At 52.4% G+C, this 20,778-nt stretch carries 18 protein-coding genes and 1 pseudogene; 11 read left to right on the forward strand and 8 right to left on the reverse strand.

The features are described 5' to 3' along the window. Window positions 1–39 precede the first annotated feature (39 nt). Complete coding sequence (locus OQV04_RS25055) at window positions 40–99, reverse strand: type I toxin-antitoxin system Ibs family toxin (RefSeq protein WP_112919032.1); 60 nt, start codon at window positions 97–99, stop codon at window positions 40–42. Window positions 100–351: 252 nt separating this feature from the next. Here OQV04_RS25055 and OQV04_RS12710 point away from each other — a divergent pair, with 252 nt between their 5' ends. The 10 genes from OQV04_RS12710 (at window position 352) to trhP (ending at window position 14,130) form a co-directional block, all read left to right on the forward strand. Next, on the forward strand, window positions 352–1,605 hold the full coding sequence (locus OQV04_RS12710; RefSeq protein WP_001575951.1) for an MdtA/MuxA family multidrug efflux RND transporter periplasmic adaptor subunit: 1,254 nt from the start codon (window positions 352–354) through the stop codon (window positions 1,603–1,605). After that, entirely contained in the window at window positions 1,605–4,727 is a 3,123-nt protein-coding gene (gene mdtB / locus OQV04_RS12715) for a multidrug efflux RND transporter permease subunit MdtB (protein ID WP_032281182.1), read from the forward strand. Before OQV04_RS12710 ends, mdtB begins: the two co-directional genes overlap by 1 nt. Next, window positions 4,728–7,805: a multidrug efflux RND transporter permease subunit MdtC gene (mdtC, locus tag OQV04_RS12720; protein ID WP_032281183.1), complete on the forward strand. Its 3,078-nt coding sequence runs from the start codon at window positions 4,728–4,730 to the stop codon at window positions 7,803–7,805. Continuing rightward, window positions 7,806–9,221, forward strand: coding sequence for an MFS transporter (locus OQV04_RS12725; protein WP_101969455.1), 1,416 nt, complete (start codon window positions 7,806–7,808; stop codon window positions 9,219–9,221). Further along, the gene (baeS, locus tag OQV04_RS12730) at window positions 9,218–10,621 is read left to right on the forward strand and encodes a two-component system sensor histidine kinase BaeS (protein ID WP_101969456.1); all 1,404 of its coding nucleotides are present in this window, start codon (window positions 9,218–9,220) and stop codon (window positions 10,619–10,621) included. The genes OQV04_RS12725 and baeS overlap by 4 nt, the downstream gene beginning before the upstream one ends. After that, window positions 10,618–11,340, forward strand: a complete 723-nt coding sequence (gene baeR, locus OQV04_RS12735) for a two-component system response regulator BaeR (protein WP_000137873.1) — start codon at window positions 10,618–10,620, stop codon at window positions 11,338–11,340. Before baeS ends, baeR begins: the two co-directional genes overlap by 4 nt. Window positions 11,341–11,530: 190 nt before the next feature. Beyond that, the gene (locus OQV04_RS12740; RefSeq protein ID WP_000929408.1) at window positions 11,531–11,863 is read left to right on the forward strand and encodes a YegP family protein; all 333 of its coding nucleotides are present in this window, start codon (window positions 11,531–11,533) and stop codon (window positions 11,861–11,863) included. 208 nt (window positions 11,864–12,071) lie between these two features. After that, window positions 12,072–12,368, forward strand: a complete 297-nt coding sequence (locus tag OQV04_RS12745) for a type II toxin-antitoxin system ParD family antitoxin (protein ID WP_101969457.1) — start codon at window positions 12,072–12,074, stop codon at window positions 12,366–12,368. 1 nt (window position 12,369) lies between these two features. Next, a complete protein-coding gene (locus tag OQV04_RS12750) occupies window positions 12,370–12,666 on the forward strand; it encodes a type II toxin-antitoxin system RelE/ParE family toxin (RefSeq protein ID WP_001220181.1) in 297 nt (98 codons plus the stop codon). A 102-nt stretch (window positions 12,667–12,768) separates the two neighbouring features. Beyond that, window positions 12,769–14,130, forward strand: coding sequence for a prephenate-dependent tRNA uridine(34) hydroxylase TrhP (trhP, locus tag OQV04_RS12755; protein WP_000476014.1), 1,362 nt, complete (start codon window positions 12,769–12,771; stop codon window positions 14,128–14,130). Window positions 14,131–14,459: 329 nt separating this feature from the next. Here trhP and yegR read toward each other — a convergent pair whose 3' ends face one another. Next, on the reverse strand, window positions 14,460–14,777 hold the full coding sequence (gene yegR / locus OQV04_RS12760; RefSeq protein WP_000716757.1) for a protein YegR: 318 nt from the start codon (window positions 14,775–14,777) through the stop codon (window positions 14,460–14,462). A 405-nt stretch (window positions 14,778–15,182) separates the two neighbouring features. On the opposite strand from yegR, the gene yegS reads away from it, so the two are divergent. Further along, the gene (gene yegS, locus OQV04_RS12765; protein WP_000807373.1) at window positions 15,183–16,082 is read left to right on the forward strand and encodes a lipid kinase YegS; all 900 of its coding nucleotides are present in this window, start codon (window positions 15,183–15,185) and stop codon (window positions 16,080–16,082) included. Window positions 16,083–16,163: 81 nt separating this feature from the next. Here yegS and OQV04_RS12770 read toward each other — a convergent pair whose 3' ends face one another. The 6 genes and pseudogenes from OQV04_RS12770 to OQV04_RS12795 all read right to left on the reverse strand — a co-directional run. After that, a complete protein-coding gene (locus OQV04_RS12770) occupies window positions 16,164–16,937 on the reverse strand; it encodes a DeoR/GlpR family DNA-binding transcription regulator (RefSeq protein WP_001295426.1) in 774 nt (257 codons plus the stop codon). Between the two features lie 105 nt (window positions 16,938–17,042). Further along, the gene (gene gatD / locus OQV04_RS12775) at window positions 17,043–18,083 is read right to left on the reverse strand and encodes a galactitol-1-phosphate 5-dehydrogenase (protein WP_032281188.1); all 1,041 of its coding nucleotides are present in this window, start codon (window positions 18,081–18,083) and stop codon (window positions 17,043–17,045) included. A 47-nt stretch (window positions 18,084–18,130) separates the two neighbouring features. Beyond that, complete coding sequence (locus tag OQV04_RS12780; RefSeq protein WP_032281189.1) at window positions 18,131–19,486, reverse strand: PTS galactitol transporter subunit IIC; 1,356 nt, start codon at window positions 19,484–19,486, stop codon at window positions 18,131–18,133. A gap of 3 nt (window positions 19,487–19,489) precedes the next feature. Further along, the gene (gene gatB / locus OQV04_RS12785) at window positions 19,490–19,774 is read right to left on the reverse strand and encodes a PTS galactitol transporter subunit IIB (RefSeq protein ID WP_000823272.1); all 285 of its coding nucleotides are present in this window, start codon (window positions 19,772–19,774) and stop codon (window positions 19,490–19,492) included. 30 nt (window positions 19,775–19,804) lie between these two features. After that, window positions 19,805–20,194, reverse strand: coding sequence for a PTS galactitol transporter subunit IIA (gene gatA, locus OQV04_RS12790; protein WP_262020862.1), 390 nt, complete (start codon window positions 20,192–20,194; stop codon window positions 19,805–19,807). 155 nt (window positions 20,195–20,349) lie between these two features. After that, window positions 20,350–20,778: pseudogene (locus OQV04_RS12795) on the reverse strand (IS5-like element IS5 family transposase); the annotation flags it as partial.

The following is a 20,778-nucleotide window of genomic DNA, read 5'->3' on the forward strand; positions in this document are numbered from 1 at the left end:
GAATGAGGGTAAGGGAGGATTGCTCCTCCCCCTGGTATCTTAGTAAGCCGGTAAGCTAATGACTAAGAGTATTACCAGTATGATGACTAGCCTCATCATAACCCTTTCCTTATAAAAGGCCCCTTCGTCAGGAGGGGCTTTCCTGTTTTAGCGCCCTGCTAAACGCCGCTGACGGTAGCACACGCGGCGATTGCGCGGTTTTTCATCGCCGCGGATTGCGAGGAGCCTCGTAAAGCTGACGCGATTCAGACGATTCCTTCCGTGTTTCATATTTCCTCCATTTTTCCCGAGCGTTCCGTTACTAAACTAGTATCATTTCGTGAAATGATTCAGGACGAGACACCTATAACGATGAAAGGCAGTCATAAGATTCGCTGGCGGGTAGCGCTGGCCGTGCTGGTGGTGGTCGCGGGGGCGGCTGGCATCTGGCACTTTAGCAGCAATTCTGACACCTCGGGTTCCACCGCAGCCAAACCGGTGGGAGCGCCGTCAGCTGGCGGCGGGCGACACGGTGGACGCTTTGGCGGCGCGCTGGCGCCGGTCCAGGCCGCTACCGCCACCAGTGAAGCGGTACCGCGCTACCTCAGCGGGCTGGGCACCATTACCGCTGCCAATACCGTTACCGTGCGCAGCCGCGTCGACGGCCAACTGATGGCCATTCACTTCCAGGAAGGCCAGCAGGTCAAAGCCGGCGATCTGCTGGCGGAAATTGACCCCAGCCAGTTTAAAGTGGCGCTGGCTCAGGCGCAGGGGCAGTTGGCTAAAGATAAAGCCACGCTCGCTAATGCACGTCGTGATTTAGCCCGCTATCAGCAACTGGTCAAAACCAATCTTGTCTCTCGCCAGGAGCTGGATACCCAGCAATCGCTGGTGAGCGAAACCGAAGGCACAATTAAAGCCGACCAGGCCGCCGTCGCCAGCGCCCAGCTGCAGCTCGACTGGAGCCGCATCACCGCACCGATTGACGGTCGCGTGGGCTTAAAACAGGTGGATATCGGCAACCAGATTTCCAGCGGTGATACCACCGGTATCGTCGTGCTGACCCAGACGCATCCTATCGATTTAGTCTTTACCCTGCCGGAAAGCGATATCGCTACTGTAGTGCAGGCGCAAAAAGCCGGAAAACCGCTGGTGGTAGAAGCCTGGGATCGCACCAATTCGAAGAAATTAAGTGAAGGCACGCTGTTAAGCCTCGATAACCAAATCGATGCCACAACCGGTACGATTAAAGTGAAAGCACGCTTTAATAATCAGGATGATGCGCTGTTTCCCAATCAGTTTGTTAACGCGCGCATGTTAGTCGACACCGAACAAAACGCCGTAGTGATCCCAACAGCCGCCCTGCAAATGGGCAATGAAGGCCATTTTGTCTGGGTGCTGAATAGCGAAAACAAGGTCAGCAAACATCTGGTGACGCCGGGCATTCAGGACAGTCAGAAAGTGGTGATCCGTGCAGGTATTTCTGCGGGCGATCGCGTGGTGACAGACGGCATTGATCGCCTGACCGAAGGGGCGAAAGTGGAAGTGGTGGAAGCCCAGAGCGCCACCACTCCGGAAGAGAAAGCCACCAGCCGCGAATACGCGAAAAAAGGAGCACGCTCCTGATGCAGGTGTTACCCCCGAGCAGCACAGGCGGCCCGTCGCGCCTGTTTATTATGCGTCCTGTCGCCACCACGCTGCTGATGGTGGCGATCTTACTCGCCGGGATTATCGGTTATCGCGCCCTGCCCGTTTCGGCGCTGCCGGAAGTGGACTATCCGACCATTCAGGTGGTCACGCTCTACCCAGGTGCCAGCCCGGATGTCATGACCTCTGCCGTTACCGCGCCGCTCGAACGCCAGTTCGGGCAGATGTCTGGCCTGAAACAGATGTCGTCGCAAAGTTCCGGCGGTGCGTCAGTTATCACTTTGCAGTTCCAGCTAACATTACCGCTCGATGTCGCCGAGCAGGAAGTGCAGGCCGCGATTAACGCTGCGACCAACTTGTTGCCGAGCGATCTGCCTAACCCGCCGGTTTACAGCAAAGTGAACCCGGCAGATCCGCCGATCATGACGCTCGCCGTCACCTCAACCGCCATGCCGATGACGCAAGTGGAAGATATGGTGGAAACCCGCGTCGCGCAGAAAATCTCGCAGATTTCCGGCGTCGGCCTGGTGACGCTTTCCGGCGGTCAGCGTCCGGCTGTTCGCGTCAAACTTAACGTTCAGGCGATTGCCGCCCTCGGCCTGACCAGCGAAACCGTGCGCACCGCCATTACCGGCGCTAACGTTAACTCGGCAAAAGGTAGCCTCGACGGCCCTTCCCGTGCGGTCACGCTTTCCGCGAACGACCAGATGCAATCCGCCGAAGAGTATCGCCAGCTAATCATCGCCTACCAGAACGGCGCGCCGATTCGTCTGGGCGATGTCGCAACCGTAGAGCAAGGTGCAGAAAACAGCTGGCTTGGCGCATGGGCGAACAAAGAACAGGCCATTGTGATGAATGTTCAGCGCCAGCCCGGTGCTAACATTATCTCCACCGCCGACAGCATTCGGCAGATGCTGCCACAGCTCACTGAGAGTCTGCCGAAATCGGTGAAGGTGACAGTGCTTTCCGATCGCACCACCAATATCCGCGCATCCGTCGATGATACTCAGTTTGAATTGATGATGGCTATCGCGCTGGTAGTCATGATTATCTACCTGTTTTTGCGCAATATTCCGGCGACCATCATTCCCGGTGTTGCTGTACCGCTGTCGTTAATCGGCACTTTCGCGGTTATGGTGTTTCTCGATTTTTCAATCAATAACCTGACACTGATGGCGTTAACTATCGCCACCGGATTCGTGGTCGATGACGCCATCGTGGTGATCGAAAACATTTCCCGCTATATCGAAAAAGGCGAAAAACCGTTGGCGGCGGCGCTCAAGGGCGCAGGTGAAATCGGCTTTACCATTATCTCGCTGACCTTCTCACTGATTGCGGTGTTGATCCCACTGCTGTTTATGGGCGATATCGTCGGGCGACTGTTCCGCGAATTTGCTATTACCCTGGCGGTAGCGATTTTGATCTCAGCGGTGGTGTCGCTGACCCTGACACCGATGATGTGCGCGCGGATGCTCAGCCAGGAGTCGCTGCGTAAACAGAACCGCTTCTCCCGTGCCTCGGAGAAAATGTTCGACAGGATAATCGCCGCCTATGGACGTGGACTGGCGAAAGTGCTGAATCATCCGTGGCTGACCTTAAGCGTGGCACTCAGCACGCTGCTGCTTAGCGTGCTGCTGTGGGTGTTCATTCCGAAAGGTTTCTTCCCGGTACAGGACAACGGCATTATTCAGGGCACTTTGCAGGCACCGCAATCCAGCTCCTTTGCCAATATGGCCCAGCGACAACGCCAGGTCGCGGACGTGATTTTGCAGGATCCGGCAGTGCAAAGCCTGACCTCATTTGTTGGCGTTGATGGCACTAACCCGTCGCTGAACAGTGCACGTTTACAAATCAACCTCAAACCGTTGGATGAACGTGATGACCGAGTGCAAAAAGTCATCGCCCGTCTGCAAACGGCGGTAGATAAAGTGCCGGGCGTCGATCTCTTCCTGCAACCAACGCAGGATCTGACTATTGATACTCAGGTCAGCCGCACCCAGTACCAGTTTACCTTGCAGGCCACGTCACTGGATGCGCTCAGTACCTGGGTGCCACAGTTGATGGAAAAACTCCAGCAACTGCCACAGCTTTCTGATGTCTCCAGCGACTGGCAGGACAAAGGGCTGGTGGCGTATGTCAATGTTGATCGCGACAGCGTCAGCCGTCTGGGGATCAGCATGGCGGATGTCGATAACGCCCTGTACAACGCGTTTGGTCAGCGACTGATTTCCACTATTTATACTCAGGCTAACCAGTATCGCGTGGTGCTGGAACACAACACCGAAAATACTCCTGGCCTCGCGGCGCTGGATACCATTCGCCTGACCAGCAGCGACGGTGGCGTGGTGCCGCTAAGCTCAATTGCCAAAATTGAGCAGCGTTTTGCGCCGCTTTCCATCAACCATCTGGATCAGTTCCCGGTAACGACCATCTCCTTTAACGTGCCGGATAACTATTCGCTGGGCGATGCGGTGCAGGCGATTATGGACACCGAGAAGACGCTGAATCTGCCGGTGGATATCACCACGCAGTTCCAGGGCAGCACCCTCGCCTTCCAGTCGGCGCTGGGCAGCACTGTCTGGCTGATTGTCGCGGCGGTGGTGGCGATGTATATCGTGCTCGGCATTCTGTACGAGAGCTTTATTCACCCGATCACCATTCTCTCGACGCTACCCACCGCAGGGGTTGGCGCACTGCTGGCGTTGCTGATTTCTGGTAGCGAACTGGATGTGATTGCGATTATCGGCATTATTTTGCTGATCGGTATCGTGAAGAAGAACGCCATCATGATGATCGACTTCGCGCTGGCTGCCGAGCGCGAGCAAGGCATGTCGCCGCGCGAGGCAATCTATCAGGCTTGTCTGTTACGTTTTCGTCCGATCCTGATGACCACTCTGGCGGCTCTGCTTGGCGCGCTGCCGCTGATGTTGAGTACCGGGGTCGGCGCGGAACTGCGTCGTCCATTAGGTATTGGCATGGTCGGCGGTCTGATAGTCAGCCAGGTGCTGACACTGTTCACCACGCCGGTAATTTATTTGCTGTTCGACCGCCTGGCATTGTGGACCAAAAGCCGCTTTGCTCGTCATGAAGAGGAGGCGTAAGTGAAGTTTTTTGCCCTCTTCATTTACCGCCCGGTGGCGACGATTTTACTGTCGGTCGCCATTACCCTGTGCGGCATACTGGGTTTCCGTATGCTGCCAGTGGCCCCGCTGCCGCAGGTCGATTTTCCGGTGATTATGGTCAGCGCCTCGCTGCCCGGTGCGTCGCCGGAGACAATGGCATCTTCCGTTGCCACACCGCTGGAGCGCTCACTTGGGCGCATTGCCGGAGTCAGTGAAATGACCTCCAGCAGTTCGCTCGGCAGCACACGCATTATTTTGCAGTTTGATTTTGACCGGGATATCAACGGCGCAGCGCGCGATGTGCAGGCGGCGATCAACGCCGCGCAAAGTTTGCTGCCCAGCGGGATGCCCAGCCGTCCGACCTATCGCAAAGCGAACCCGTCGGATGCGCCAATTATGATCCTCACGCTGACATCCGATACTTATTCGCAGGGTGAACTGTACGATTTCGCCTCGACGCAGCTAGCTCCGACGATTTCGCAAATCGACGGTGTTGGTGATGTCGATGTCGGCGGCAGCTCACTGCCCGCCGTACGCGTCGGGCTGAATCCGCAGGCGCTGTTTAATCAGGGCGTGTCGCTGGACGACGTACGCACCGCCATCAGCAATGCCAACGTGCGTAAACCGCAGGGCGCGCTGGAAGATGGCACTCACCGCTGGCAGATCCAGACCAATGATGAGCTAAAAACCGCCGCTGAATATCAGCCGTTGATTATTCACTACAACAACGGCGGCGCGGTTCGTCTGGGCGATGTGGCGACGGTGACCGACTCAGTGCAGGATGTGCGCAACGCCGGGATGACCAACGCCAAACCGGCTATTTTACTGATGATCCGCAAACTGCCGGAAGCCAATATTATCCAGACGGTTGACAGCATCCGGGCAAAATTACCGGAGTTGCAGGAAACCATTCCGGCGGCGATTGATCTGCAAATTGCCCAGGATCGCTCCCCCACCATTCGCGCCTCGCTGGAAGAAGTCGAGCAAACGCTGATTATCTCGGTGGCGCTGGTGATTCTGGTGGTGTTTTTATTCCTGCGCTCGGGTCGCGCCACTATTATTCCCGCCGTTTCGGTGCCGGTTTCGCTGATTGGTACGTTTGCGGCGATGTACCTGTGCGGATTCAGTCTCAATAACCTTTCGTTAATGGCGCTCACCATCGCTACTGGTTTCGTGGTGGATGACGCCATCGTGGTGCTGGAAAACATTGCACGTCATCTGGAAGCGGGAATGAAACCGTTGCAAGCCGCACTGCAAGGTACTCGCGAAGTCGGTTTTACGGTGCTGTCGATGAGTCTGTCACTGGTGGCGGTGTTCCTGCCGCTGCTGTTGATGGGCGGATTGCCGGGCCGACTGTTACGCGAGTTTGCCGTGACGCTTTCTGTCGCCATTGGTATTTCGTTGCTGGTTTCTCTGACATTAACGCCAATGATGTGTGGCTGGATGCTGAAAGCCAGCAAGCCGCGCGAGCAAAAGCGACTGCGTGGTTTTGGTCGCATGTTGGTAGCCCTGCAACAAGGCTACGGCAAGTCACTGAAATGGGTGCTCAATCATACCCGTCTGGTGGGCGTGGTGCTGCTTGGCACCATTGCGCTGAATATCTGGCTGTATATCTCGATCCCGAAAACCTTCTTCCCGGAGCAGGACACTGGCGTGTTGATGGGCGGGATTCAGGCGGATCAGAGTATTTCGTTTCAGGCGATGCGCGGTAAATTGCAGGATTTCATGAAAATTATCCGTGACGATCCGGCAGTGGATAATGTCACCGGCTTTACAGGCGGTTCGCGAGTGAACAGCGGGATGATGTTTATCACCCTCAAGCCACGCGACGAACGCAGCGAAACGGCGCAGCAAATTATCGACCGTCTGCGCGTAAAACTGGCGAAAGAACCGGGGGCGAATCTGTTCCTGATGGCGGTACAGGATATTCGCGTTGGTGGGCGTCAGTCGAACGCCAGCTACCAGTACACGTTGTTATCCGACGACCTGGCGGCACTGCGCGAATGGGAGCCGAAAATCCGCAAAAAACTGGCGACGTTGCCGGAACTGGCGGACGTGAACTCCGATCAGCAGGATAACGGCGCGGAGATGAATCTGGTTTACGACCGCGACACCATGGCACGGCTGGGAATCGACGTACAAGCCGCCAACAGTCTGTTAAATAACGCCTTCGGTCAGCGGCAAATCTCGACCATTTACCAGCCGATGAACCAGTATAAAGTGGTGATGGAAGTGGATCCGCGCTATACCCAGGACATCAGTGCGCTGGAAAAAATGTTCGTTATCAATAACGAAGGCAAAGCGATCCCGCTGTCGTATTTCGCTAAATGGCAACCGGCGAATGCCCCACTATCGGTGAATCATCAGGGATTATCGGCGGCCTCGACCATTTCGTTTAACCTGCCGACCGGAAAATCGCTCTCGGACGCCAGTGCGGCGATCGATCGCGCAATGACCCAGCTTGGGGTGCCTTCGACGGTGCGCGGCAGTTTTGCCGGCACGGCGCAGGTGTTCCAGGAGACGATGAACTCGCAGGTGATCCTGATTATCGCCGCCATCGCCACGGTGTATATCGTGCTGGGTATCCTTTACGAGAGTTACGTACATCCGCTGACGATTCTCTCCACCCTGCCCTCGGCGGGCGTTGGAGCGCTGTTGGCGCTGGAGCTGTTCAATGCCCCGTTCAGCCTAATCGCCCTGATAGGGATCATGCTATTAATCGGCATCGTGAAGAAAAACGCCATTATGATGGTCGATTTTGCGCTTGAAGCCCAACGGCACGGTAACCTGACGCCGCAGGAAGCTATTTTCCAGGCCTGTCTGCTGCGTTTTCGCCCGATTATGATGACCACCCTGGCGGCGCTGTTTGGCGCGCTGCCGCTGGTATTGTCGGGCGGTGACGGCTCGGAGCTGCGGCAACCCCTGGGGATCACCATTGTCGGCGGTCTGGTGATGAGCCAGCTCCTGACGCTGTATACCACGCCGGTGATGTATCTCTTTTTCGACCGTCTGCGGCTGCGTTTTTCGCGTAAACCTAAACAAACGGTAACCGAGTAAATGACAGATCTTCCCGACAGCACCCGCTGGCAATTATGGATTGTGGCTTTCGGCTTCTTTATGCAGTCGCTGGACACCACCATCGTAAACACCGCCCTTCCCTCAATGGCGCAAAGCCTCGGGGAAAGTCCGTTGCATATGCACATGGTCATTGTCTCTTATGTGCTGACCGTGGCGGTGATGCTGCCCGCCAGCGGCTGGCTGGCGGACAAAGTCGGCGTGCGCAATATTTTCTTTACCGCCATCGTGCTGTTTACTCTCGGTTCACTGTTTTGCGCGCTTTCCGGCACGCTGAACGAACTGTTGCTGGCACGCGCGTTACAGGACGTTGGCGGCGCGATGATGGTGCCGGTCGGCAGGTTGACGGTGATGAAAATCGTACCGCGCGAGCAATATATGGCGGCGATGACCTTTGTCACGTTACCCGGTCAGGTCGGTCCGCTGCTCGGTCCGGCGCTCGGCGGTCTGCTGGTAGAATACGCGTCGTGGCACTGGATCTTTTTGATCAACATTCCGGTGGGGATTATCGGTGCGATCGCCACACTGATGTTAATGCCGAACTACACCATGCAGACGCGGCGCTTTGATCTCTCCGGATTTTTATTGCTGGCGGTTGGCATGGCGGTATTAACCCTGGCGCTGGACGGCAGTAAAGGTACAGGTTTATCGCCGCTGACGATTGCAGGCCTGGTCGCAGTTGGCGTGGTGGCACTGGTGCTTTATCTGCTGCACGCCAGAAATAACCACCGCGCTCTTTTCAGTCTGAAACTGTTCCGCACTCGTACCTTTTCGCTGGGCCTGGCGGGGAGCTTTGCCGGACGTATTGGCAGTGGCATGTTGCCCTTTATGACACCGGTTTTCTTGCAAATTGGCCTCGGTTTCTCGCCTTTTCATGCCGGACTGATGATGATCCCGATGGTGCTCGGCAGCATGGGGATGAAGCGAATTGTGGTACAGGTGGTGAATCGCTTTGGCTATCGTCGGGTACTGGTGGCAACCACGCTTGGCCTGTCGCTGGTCACCCTTTTGTTTATGACCACCGCTCTGCTGGGCTGGTACTACGTTTTGCCGTTCGTCCTGTTTTTACAAGGGATGGTCAACTCGACGCGTTTCTCCTCCATGAACACCCTGACGCTGAAAGATCTCCCGGACAACCTGGCGAGCAGCGGCAACAGTCTGCTGTCGATGATTATGCAATTGTCGATGAGTATCGGCGTCACTATCGCCGGGCTGTTGCTGGGACTTTTTGGTTCGCAACATGTCAGCGTCGACAGCGGCACCACACAAACCGTCTTTATGTACACCTGGCTTAGCATGGCGTTTATCATCGCCCTTCCGGCGTTCATCTTTGCCAGAGTGCCAAACGATACGCATCAAAACGTGGCTATTTCGCGGCGAAAAAGGAGCGCGCAATGAAGTTCTGGCGGCCCGGTATTACCGGCAAACTGTTTCTGGCGATTTTCGCCACCTGCATTGTCTTGCTGATCAGTATGCACTGGGCGGTGCGTATCAGTTTTGAGCGCGGCTTTATTGATTACATCAAGCATGGCAATGAGCAGCGGCTGCAAATGCTCGGCGATGCCCTGGGCGAGCAGTATGCGCAGCACGGTAACTGGCAATTTCTGCGCAATAACGACCGCTTTGTGTTTCAGATCCTGCGCTCGTTCGAACGCGACAACCCGGAAGACCGAACTGGTCCCGGTATGCCGCCGCACGGCTGGCGCACGCAATTCTGGGTAATCGATCAAAATAACACCGTGCTGGTTGGCCCGCGCGCGCCCATTCCGCCGGACGGTTCGCGACGACCCATACTGGTCAATGGTGTTGAAGTTGGCGCGGTGATCGCCTCACCCGTTGAGCGACTGACCCGCAATACTGATATCAATTTCGATAAGCAACAGCGGCAAACCAGCTGGCTGATTGTCGCCCTGGCAACGTTACTCGCGGCGCTCGCCACCTTTCTGCTGGCGCGCGGTTTGCTGGCTCCGGTCAAACGGCTGGTGGACGGCACGCACAAACTGGCAGCGGGCGATTTCACTACCCGCGTGACGCCCACCAGCGAAGACGAACTGGGGAAACTGGCGCAAGACTTCAACCAGCTTGCCAGCACGCTGGAGAAAAACCAGCAAATGCGCCGCGATTTTATGGCTGATATCTCTCACGAACTGCGTACGCCATTAGCGGTGCTGCGCGGTGAACTGGAAGCCATTCAGGATGGCGTGCGTAAATTCACGCCGGAGACGGTGGCGTCTTTACAGGCGGAGGTCGGTACACTGACCAAACTGGTTGACGATCTCCATCAGTTGTCGATGTCTGATGAAGGCGCTCTCGCCTATCAAAAAGCACCGGTAGATTTGATCCCACTGCTGGAAGTGGCGGGCGGCGCATTTCGCGAACGATTCGCCAGTCGTGGCCTGAAACTGCAATTTTCCCTGCCAGACAGTATTACCGTATTTGGCGATCGCGACCGTTTAATGCAGTTATTCAATAACTTACTGGAAAACAGCCTGCGCTACACTGACAGCGGCGGCAGCCTGCAAATCTCTGCCGGGCAGCGCGACAAAACGGTGCGCCTGACCTTTGCCGACAGTGCGCCAGGTGTCAGTGACGATCAGCTACAAAAATTGTTTGAACGTTTTTATCGCACCGAAGGTTCCCGCAACCGTGCCAGCGGCGGTTCCGGGCTGGGGCTGGCGATTTGCCTGAACATTGTTGAAGCACATAATGGTCGCATTATTGCTGCCCATTCGCCTTTTGGCGGGGTAAGCATTACAGTAGAGTTACCGCTGGAACGGGATTTACAGAGAGAAGTATGACCGAGTTACCAATCGACGAAAACACACCGCGTATTTTGATCGTGGAAGATGAACCGAAGCTGGGGCAGTTGCTCATTGATTATCTACGTGCTGCGAGCTATGCGCCGACGCTTATCAGCCACGGCGATCAGGTACTGCCGTATGTGCGCCAGACACCACCGGATCTGATCCTGTTAGATCTGATGCTCCCTGGCACCGATGGCCTGACGCTGTGCCGGGAAATTCGTCGTTTTTCTGACATTCCGATCGTGATGGTGACGGCAAAAATCGAAGAGATCGATCGCCTGCTGGGGCTGGAGATTGGCGCAGATGATTATATCTGTAAGCCGTACAGCCCACGGGAAGTGGTAGCGCGCGTCAAAACCATTTTGCGCCGTTGCAAACCGCAGCGCGAGTTGCAGCAACAGGATGCTGAAAGCCCGTTGATTATCGACGAAGGTCGTTTTCAGGCTTCATGGCGCGGTAAAATGCTTGACCTGACGCCTGCGGAATTTCGTCTGCTGAAAACGCTCTCTCATGAACCAGGAAAAGTGTTCTCCCGCGAGCATTTGCTCAATCATCTTTATGACGACTACCGCGTAGTAACCGACCGCACCATCGACAGCCACATTAAAAACCTGCGCCGCAAGCTGGAATCTCTCGACGCCGAACAGTCATTTATCCGCGCCGTTTACGGCGTCGGTTACCGCTGGGAAGCCGACGCCTGCCGCATCGTTTAGTTTTAGCGACATTATTTTGTTAGCCGGAGATGGCGTTCAGACCCGATCCGGCAACATTATCCCACGCATGGTCAGCAAACTGACATTATCTCTCCGCCCTGGCAGGCATCAGAAAATCGCTCATACTTTAATCGGTAAACAGCACCTTTAGATGCTGTTTTCGATACACAATTTCAATCAAGGAGTCATTATGGCTGGTTGGTTTGAACTCAGTAAGAGCAGTGATAATCAGTTCCGGTTTGTGCTAAAAGCGGGCAATGGTGAGACTATCCTCACCAGCGAGCTGTATACCTCAAAAGCCTCTGCGGAAAAGGGCATCGCGTCGGTGCGTAGCAACAGCCCGCAAGAAGAACGCTATGAGAAAAAAACGGCAAGTAACGGCAAATTCTATTTCAATCTGAAAGCCGCTAATCATCAAATTATCGGCTCCAGCCAGATGTACGCCACCGCACAATCTCGTGAAACCGGAATTGCCTCCGTTAAAGCCAATGGCACAAGCCAGACGGTGAAAGACAATACGTAATTACGATGCCGGGCGTGGGTTGTTGGCGTCCGGCTTTATATCCAAATAACGCTTAGTTATTGATAATTAAGAGTAACTGCCGCCATTAAAATAGTGGGCACTGACGAGCACTCGTTGTGCTTTCTTTGTTTACCATCCCATACTTATCCTCCTGAACATGTTCATGTGCCAAAATATCTTCTAATACTTTCGTGACGCTATCCGGTTTATGACATACACTGATGTAAGATTTTTACTTACAGGCGGGCGTAAAATGGCCAGAACGATGACGGTTGATCTCGGCGATGAGTTGCGTGAATTTATCGAGTCCTTAATTGAATCCGGCGACTATCGCACCCAAAGCGAAGTGATCCGTGAGTCACTGCGATTACTTCGAGAAAAGCAAGCAGAGTCTCGCCTGCAAGCGTTACGTGACATGCTCGCAGAAGGGTTGAGTAGTGGTGAAGCTCAGCCGTGGGAAAAGGACGCGTTCTTACAGAAGGTGAAAGCAGGGATAAGGAAATAATGTGCGTATTATTAAACTCATGCCAAAAGCCAATGAGGATTTAGAAGGCATCTGGTATTACAGCTATCACCATTTCGGCGAACCACAAGCCGACAGATATGTGGAACATCTTTCAGACGTTCTCCAGATTCTGAGTAACAATAATATAGGTACGCCCAGACCTGAATTAGGCGAAGGTATTTTTGTTCTTCCTTTTGAACGCCACGTCATTTATTTCCTGCAATCACCAGGGGAAATTATCGTCATTCGTATCCTTAACCAAAACCAGGACGCCACCAGACATTTACACTGGAGCTAAACCCGCCGATTGCGCTACAATGCCCGCCCTTAAAGTGGGGGCACTCCCCTAACCGCTTCATCAGGTGAAGCGGATCTGACCTGTCATCAGAACGAGAGAATTATGTTTAAACCGGAACTCCTTTCCCCGGCGGGAACGCTGAAAAATATGCGTTACGCTTTCGCTTATGGCGCAGATGCTGTTTATGCGGGCCAGCCGCGTTATTCCCTGCGTGTGCGCAACAACGAATTCAACCACGAAAATCTTCAGCTCGGCATCAATGAAGCCCACGCGCTGGGGAAAAAGTTTTATGTCGTGGTCAACATTGCACCGCACAACGCCAAGCTGAAAACCTTTATCCGTGACCTGAAACCGGTGGTGGAAATGGGGCCGGATGCGCTGATTATGTCCGATCCAGGGCTGATTATGCTGGTGCGTGAGCACTTCCCTGAAATGCCGATCCACCTCTCGGTGCAGGCTAACGCCGTAAACTGGGCGACGGTGAAATTCTGGCAGCAAATGGGCCTGACCCGCGTGATCCTCTCTCGCGAGCTGTCGCTGGAAGAGATTGAAGAGATCCGCAATCAGGTGCCGGATATGGAGATCGAGATCTTCGTTCACGGCGCACTGTGCATGGCCTACTCCGGTCGCTGCCTGCTCTCTGGCTATATCAACAAGCGCGACCCGAACCAGGGTACCTGCACCAACGCCTGCCGCTGGGAGTACAACGTCCAGGAAGGGAAAGAAGATGACGTTGGCAACATCGTACACAAGTACGAGCCGATTCCGGTGCAAAATGTTGAGCCGACGCTGGGTATCGGCGCACCAACCGACAAAGTGTTTATGATCGAAGAAGCCCAGCGTCCGGGCGAGTATATGACCGCGTTTGAAGATGAGCACGGCACTTACATCATGAACTCGAAAGATCTGCGCGCCATCGCCCATGTTGAACGCCTGACCAAAATGGGCGTGCATTCGCTGAAAATCGAAGGTCGTACCAAATCTTTCTACTATTGTGCACGCACCGCACAGGTTTACCGCAAAGCTATCGATGACGCCGCTGCGGGAAAACCGTTCGATACCAGCCTGCTGGAAACTCTGGAAGGTCTGGCGCATCGTGGCTATACCGAAGGTTTCCTGCGTCGTCATACTCACGACGATTATCAGAACTACGAATACGGTTATTCAGTTTCTGACCGCCAGCAGTTTGTTGGTGAGTTTACCGGTGAGCGCAAGGGGGACCTCGCGGCGGTAGCGGTGAAAAATAAATTCTCCGTTGGCGACAGCCTTGAGCTGATGACGCCGCAAGGCAACATTAACTTTACCCTTGAGCACATGGAAAACGCCAAAGGTGAAGCGATGCCGGTCGCACCAGGCGATGGTTATACTGTGTGGCTCCCGGTCCCGCAGGATCTTGAGCTAAATTACGCTCTCCTGATGCGTAATTTCTCTGGGGAAACCACGCGTAACCCACACGGTAAGTGATTAATATCGATTATTTTTCCCGGATGGAAAATTCTTAGAAACCGATCACATACAGCTGCATTTATTAAGGTTATCATCCGTTTCGCTGAAAAACATAACCCATAAAATGCTAGCTGTACCAGGAACCACCTCCTTAGCCTGTGTAATCTCCCTTACACGGGCTTATTTTTTATGCATAAGCCCTATCCCTGGTCACCGTCTTCCATTGACCACATCGATAGAATCTCCCTTCATAGCACGATGCCTTTCACGTAACGGCATCGTGCTCGCACAGGTTCCGGCTAAGCACAACCAGAACGCGCATGTTTGATGCTTACCAAAAAATATTCTCACTCTCCACATTTGAATGTCAGACGAGCGACGCCATGTAATCCTGCACCTTCTGTCTTCAGGTCAACTATCTGCATTTTTTTGCCCTGAGTAACACAGAAATGGGCTGCATCATTTTTTACTATATTTTCTGCACCAGATATTCTGCCCCTGGCTAAAGAAGCTTCGGCTTCGGTGTAGTATTGGTTATCGAGTTTACGCTGAATATTACTTTTATATGCAAGACCAAATTTACCGATACTTGTTTCATCATTATGCACAGCACAACCAGACATAATAAAAATACTAATTAATGATATAGCAGCTATCTTTTTCATCTCACCTTCCCCCATTAAATACCAACGACACTCTCTAGTGTTTAAATATAATAATGGCATGATTATTATAATTGAATAGGATTATAATAAATGTTCTGTACAACATTTCCTACATAAGTAGGAATTACGGACATTGAGGCCCTTCAGGGTAACTCCATGGGGGCTTTAATATATTATATTGAAGATGCCACTGTTTAGTTGAATATTAGGTATATGCTCTTTTTTGAAATTTATCGGTGGCAGCCGTTAGTATTCGCTGTCCCCATTGCAAGCTCCTGGTGGTAACCACTGAATCTTCCATACTTGAACTGACTTTTTATCCTCCGACTTTCATCCTGTTCTGACTCCACCTTTTGTTTTCTGCTCTACACTATCTACAGACCAATCATAAAGGCACATACGATCATGGCAGAATTTCCCGCCAGCTTACTGATTCTTAATGGCAAAAGTACTGACAATCTACCCTTGCGCGAAGCAATTATGCTGTTGCGTGAGGAAGGAATGACGATCCATGTGCGGGTCACCTGGGAGAAAGGCGATGCCGCACGATATGTAGAGGAGGCCCGGAAGTTGGGTGTCGCAACGGTGATTGCCGGTGGTGGCGATGGCACCATTAATGAAGTTTCTACGGCGTTGATTCAGTGTGAGGGGGATGGCATACCCGCGCTGGGAATTTTGCCATTAGGAACCGCCAATGATTTTGCCACCAGTGTAGGGATTCCTGAGGCACTGGATAAGGCGCTGAAACTGGCAATTGCCGGTAACGCCATTGCGATAGATATGGCGCAGGTCAACAAACAAACCTGTTTTATTAATATGGCGACAGGCGGATTTGGGACGCGTATTACCACAGAAACGCCGGAAAAATTAAAAGCCGCGCTGGGTGGCGTCTCTTACATCATTCATGGCTTAATGCGCATGGATACTCTGCAACCGGACCGTTGTGAAATCCGCGGTGAAAACTTTCACTGGCAAGGTGACGCCCTGGTCATTGGTATTGGTAACGGGCGTCAGGCCGGTGGCGGTCAGCAATTGTGTCCGAACGCATTAATTAACGATGGCTTGCTGCAACTGCGCATTTTTACCGGCGATGAAATTCTTCCGGCTCTCGTATCAACCTTAAAATCTGACGAAGATAACCCGAATATTATCGAAGGCGCTTCGTCGTGGTTTGATATACAAGCCCCACACGAAATCACTTTTAATCTTGATGGCGAACCGTTGAGCGGACAAAACTTTCATATTGAAATACTTCCGGCGGCGTTGCGTTGTCGATTACCACCAGATTGTCCATTATTGCGTTAATCAAACTATTCTCTCTTGAACCAGGGAGAATCCGAAATGCCGGATGCGGTGTAAATACCTTATCCGGCATACAGAACAATACTACACCGTAATTAATTTTACCCGTGTCTTCTGCAATGCCAGTTTATCCACCTCTGATACAGCATCATCGGTAATAATAATGTCAATTTTTTCGATTGGCAGTACCTGATTAAAACCGCGACGGTTAAATTTCGATGAATCGAGAACGGCAATCACTTTATTAGCGGCGGTGACCATCGCACCGCTAATCGAATAACCTTCATTAAAGGTCGTAATACCATTAACCGCATCAATACCATCAGCACCGACAAACATTAAATCGGCATTAATATCCTGCAATGAACGCTCGGCAATGGAACCATGCATCGAGCGCGTTTTATGGCGGACCGTGCCACCACAGACGACCAGAGTAATGTCTTTATTTTCGGAAAGGGCAAACGCTGCCGGGAGACTGTTGGTAATCACCGTGATATTTTTAGCGGTCATTAATCCTTCGGCGATAAGCATTGTGGTACTTCCGCTGTCGAGAATAACGGTCATCCCTTCATGGATCATTTTGACTGCCGCCTGCGCTATTCTGTTTTTTGGCGCGCTGGCGAGCTGAAATCGCTCTTTAAACCCGACTTCCTGGGTCTCGGTTTCACTATTACCGGACATTATTTTCGCCGCACCGCCATGAAAGCGCGTAACCACGCCTTTTTGTTCGAGAAAGCGCAAATCGGCACGGATTGTCGCTTCCGAGGCAGCAAATACTCCCGCCAGATCCTGAACAAGCACGGTTCCCTGTTCATTCACTAATTGGATGATCTTATTCCTTCGCTCGAATGAATTCATCGTCATTTACCCATATTCAATTGTGGCTAGTGTAAACGAAGGGGGACCATTGGTGAATGATCTGTTTTGCACAATACCGGGCCAGCATCACGCTGGCCCGCGGTTTCATGGAATGAGCAACACTTTGCCCGGCATGGCATTACGAGCGATGTCACGCACCGCCTGGGTGAAGCTTTCAAAGCTTCCACGGTGAGCGATTAATGGCTCCAGGCTTAACTTACGTTCTGTCAGCAACCGGCTCGCCGTTTCCCACTCCTGCCCCGGCCAAGGGCTGGAATAGTTCATCCAACTGCCGAGAACCGTCAGCTCTTTACGCAATATTTTGCCAAACGTTGCCGATGTTAAATGCAGATCCTGATGCAACGTGCCCACCAGCGCCAGTTGGGCATGAGGACCGGCAATCTCTACCGCCAGTTCGACAGTTTGCGGTACGCCAGCCGTCTCGAGGATAAGCTGATTAAAGCGCAGTTCGCGTAAAACGCTCTGCATTTGCGGCGCGCTCATTTCGCTACTGTTAAATGTTTGCATCGCACCGAAAGATTTTGCCAGTGCCAGTTTTTCTGAGCTAATGTCGATCGCCGTCACACTCTTTGCTCCCAGCGCGACAGCGCACTGAATAGCCAGCAGGCCAATGGTTCCGGCACCAATAATAATAACGTTTTTATTCTCACAACCTTGCGCTAAATGAAAAGCATGCAGGCCAACGGTAATCGGCTCAATAAAAGCCCCATCCTCAATAGGCATATCCGTGGGTAGAGCAAAGACATTTTTTCGCTTAACGACAATATATTCAGCAAATCCACCATCACGCCGCGAGCCAATAAAATCATATTTTGCGCACTGGGAATAAAACCCTTTCAAACACTCTGGACAAGTAAAACAGGGTAATAACGGCACACAGGCAACCGCATCGCCAGGGTGTAAATCATCAACACCGGATCCCACCGCATCAATATAGCCGCTAAATTCATGGCCTAACGTTATTGGATAATAATGTGCACCATTTTTAAATATCCTGGGTAAATCGGAACCACATAAGCCCGAGCTGGCAATTTTTACCCGCACCTCATCCTGATGTTTAATTTCAGGAATGACGCTTTCTGCAACGCGCACGATACCATCAGTATCATTCACCATTGATTTCATAAAAACTCCTGATTGTTAAGGGGGATAACCTCCCCCTCAGGTAAAAATTATTCTGCGAGAACGGTTTTCTCTTGTTTAATAAAACCACGCGCTCTACGCCAGGTCATGAAAATACCGGTAAGATAAATTGCGCCGATAATAATGAAACCGGGAATATTTTGCGGGGAGAAAACCTGAATCAGTAACCAGGTAATGGGAGAACCGCCCTGATCCATTGAAGCCACCATACCCCCGGCTTTTAACGCCCCAGCATTAGCCGCCAGTTGGGTGTGCAAACCAATAGTTTGTGTCGCGATCCACAGGGTGATGCTCATAATGATGACACCCGAGATTAAGGTGCGGAACAGATTTCCACGATGCACCGCGACCGCCATCGCCACGAAGAAGCCGATGGTGGCAAGATCGCCAAACGGCAGTACCTGATTACCCGGAACACAAACAGCAATTAAAATGGTGAGCGGGATAAAAATCAGGCTTGCCGATACCACCGCCGTATGCCCCAGCAGTAATGCGGGATCCAGGCCAATCAGGAACTCCTGACCGCCGAACTTCGCCTGTAAACGACTACGGGCCTGCTTAGCGATGGGCGTTAAACCATCCATGATGGGTTTAATCACCCGTGGCATCAGCAGCATAACTGCCGCCGTTTTTACCGCCAGCTGCAATACACCTTTGACATCGTAACCCGCGAGGATGCCGATAATCAGCCCCATCACAAAACCCACGGTGACAGGCTCGCCAAATGGACCAAATTTGCGCTGAATATCGTCGGCGCTAAATTTAATTCGGTTAACGCCTGGGATTTTCTCGATGATAGCATCGACCAGCACCGCAATCGGCCCCATATACGCCGACGTACCGTGCGGAATAGCAATACCTTCCAGCTCAAAGAAATTTCGGGTATCGCGGGCAAACCAGTCGCCGAGCTTATAAACAAACGCCGCGTGAATTACCACACCTGCCATCCCTATCATCCATGAACCGGTTGCCAGATGCAGCAACGCGCCGGTGAAGGTCATATGCCAGATATTCCAGATATCAACATTTACCACCCGCGTCATACGGGTCAGTAACATCGCCACGTTAACCAGAATCGCAATCGGAATCGCCACCAGCGCAATTTGCGACGCCCAGGTCATTGGTGAAGAGCCCGGCCAGCCGACATCGACCACATGCAGATTCAGGTCGAAATTTTCCGCCATCGCTTTCGCCGCCGGACCAATGGAATCCAGCATTAAGCCAATCACAAGGCCAATGCCAACAAAGCCAATCCCGATATGCAGACCCGCTTTAAAGCAATCGCCTGCCTTCATGCCTAATATTTTAGAAAAAATAATGATGACAATCGGAAGCATCACCGTAGGGCCGAGGTCGAGAATATAACGCATGACTTCTGAAAACATAGGTCACCCCTGTAAGATAGTCAGAATTTTATTTTGTAATGCTTCGATACCGACACCAGAAATAAAAGGCATGCCGTGAACTAACGGAATATCGCCAAAACTACGATCCACTTTGGCAGTGGTGCATATCAAATGTACACCATCCATATAGGTTTCTATTTCATTAACCCGACACTGGATTAATTCAACAGGAATATTATGATTCTGACACAACTCTTTAATTTCTTCCGCCGCCATCGTAGAGGTCGCAACCGCGCCTCCGCAAGCGACAATAATCTTGCGTTTCATAAATAGTCCTTTTTATTGTTACAGAGGGATTTATTCGTCTGAATCTAAAACATACTTTGTGAAGTATTCCTTTAACTGGGTTTCAGGAAGAGTGATTAGTGTCTCGACGATATCGGGCTGTTGTAACTTGCCAAATAAACAGCGTAAAAGTTTCAATTGCTGCTGCGGATTTTCCACAATCAACGCAATAACCAACGATACCTCCACGTCGTTATCATCATCCGCTTGCTGAAAATGAACTTTATTTGTTGGCCTTAACAGATAAATGGCTGACGACTTAGCATGAATCGCCTCACAATGCGGTATTGCAATGGCGTGCTGCTCAAGCATTATCCCGGTAGGGAATTCTGCTTCTCTGGCAATTAATGCCTGTGGCCAGGTATCATGAACCACACCTTTGGCGAGCATCTCATTACCGATATGGGTTAAGGAAGGTGCGAATAAGCGGGGAAATTCTTCTCGGCTGACTCAGTCATTTCATTTCTTCATGTTTGAGCCGATTTTTTCTCCCGTAAATGCCTTGAATCAGCCTATTTAGACCGTTTCTTCGCCATTTAAGGCGTTATCCCCAGTTTTTAGTGAGATCTCTCCCACTGACGTATCATTTGGTCCGCCCGAAACAGGTTGGCCAGCGTGAATAACATCGCCAGTTGGTTATCGTTTTTCAGCAACCCCTTGTATCTGGCTTTCACGAAGCCGAACTGTCGCTTGATGATGCGAAATGGGTGCTCCACCTTGGCCCGGATGCTGGCTTTCATGTATTCGATGTTGATGGCCGTTTTGTTCTTGCGTGGATGCTGTTTCAAGGTTCTTACCTTGCCGGGGCGCTCGGCGATCAGCCAGTCCACATCCACCTCGGCCAGCTCCTCGCGCTGTGGCGCCCCTTGGTAGCCGGCATCGGCTGAGACAAATTGCTCCTCTCCATGCAGCAGATTACCCAGCTGATTGAGGTCATGCTCGTTGGCCGCGGTGGTGACTAGGCTGTGGGTCAGGCCACTCTTGGC

Origin of the sequence: Escherichia sp. Lx600-2 (assembly GCF_036662595.1) — a bacterium.
GTDB lineage: Bacteria > Pseudomonadota > Gammaproteobacteria > Enterobacterales > Enterobacteriaceae > Escherichia > Escherichia coli.